This is a genomic window from Vibrio sp. 1874 (assembly GCF_033344395.1).
In the GTDB taxonomy this organism is placed as follows: Bacteria; Pseudomonadota; Gammaproteobacteria; order Enterobacterales; family Vibrionaceae; genus Vibrio; species Vibrio alginolyticus.
Window position 1 is genome coordinate 1 of sequence record NZ_JAWPOR010000135.1, and the last position, 1,155, is coordinate 1,155.

Annotated in this window: 3 protein-coding genes; all 3 read left to right on the top strand. The window is 42.2% G+C overall.

Annotation, left to right across the window (positions count from 1 at the left end; translation table 11 throughout):
* Positions 1-157 (top strand): glutathione binding-like protein (locus R8N46_RS25090; RefSeq protein ID WP_318189759.1); only part of this gene is annotated, 157 nt, incomplete at its 5' end.
* A gap of 221 nt (positions 158-378) precedes the next feature.
* Positions 379-639, top strand: a complete 261-nt coding sequence (locus R8N46_RS25095) for a hypothetical protein (protein ID WP_015313320.1) — start codon at positions 379-381, stop codon at positions 637-639.
* Positions 640-663: 24 nt separating this feature from the next.
* On the top strand, positions 664-1,155 hold a 492-nt coding region (locus R8N46_RS25100; RefSeq protein WP_318189758.1), incomplete at its 3' end, for a response regulator transcription factor.

The window sequence follows — 1,155 nt, forward strand, 5'->3', positions numbered from 1 at the left end:
ATACATTGCGACAGACCAGTTTTCCGTTGTCGATATTACCGGTTATATTTTCATTGGTTTTGCGGTGAATGGTTTGAGTATTGAAGTCTTCGAGAAGTACCCAAACATCGCTCGCTGGTTTGAACAAGTGTCTGCCCGAGACGCATTCCAAAGCTAATTTTTTCGCAGCGAGCGTTTTCTCTCTCGCTGCGTATTGAATGCCAATGACAAAAAGGTATTCAAATACTTCAAGTTTTCTCTTCTTTTTTTACTCATCTCCTATAATTATTTTTATATACAACAACCTCAATAGGCTTCAATGCGTTTTAGAGCAGAGTGCTCTTAGTCTGTAGACGTTCTTTTCATTTAGAGATGTCTGGCAAGAGACAAGGAGAGGTTATGAATCTTCAAATCAAAACCATCAACAACGTACTGTTTGCTTCGCTCGTTGTTTCTATCTTTGGTTTAGTTGCGATGTACCTGAACTATACGCAGCAAAGTGATCAAATAGAGCAATTGCGCGGACAGCTTATCGAAAAAGAAAATCAGATCGTCATTTCAAACGAAGCATTGTCTTACACCCGTTATCAACATCAACTTTTAGCCGAAGACTACAGTCGTTTTAGAGATGAGCAGTCAATAAATAGAGTACTTCGTTAGTCGCTACCAGCGTTAAGGAGAGAAATGAAACCAATCTTATTGGTCGACGATAGCAAAACGGTATTGCTTTACATGACCTCCGCATTGCAAAAGCAAGGGTACGAAGTCGTCGCGGTGGAGGACGGTGAGTCTGCACTTGAAGTCCTGACGCACCGAAAAGATATTCAGTTTGTTCTCAGTGACCTGATGATGCCTGGGCTCAGTGGTATTGATTTGTGTCGTGTACTCAAATCTGCGGCGTTTGAGCGGTATATCTTTTTTGTCCTACTTTCTTCACGCAATGATCAGGGCTCGATTGTCAAAGGCATTGACGCTGGCGCGGATGATTTCGTAGATAAAAAAACGTCGGTAGAAGAGCTTCAAGCACGCATACGAGCAGGGTTTCGTACTCTCGATTTGCACAATATGTTACTCACGAGAAATCAAGAATTAGACGTCGCTTACCAAACGATTCGACAAGATCTAGAATCTGCTGGTGATCTCATGAGGCAGCTTTTACCGGTAGAGCAGCAAATC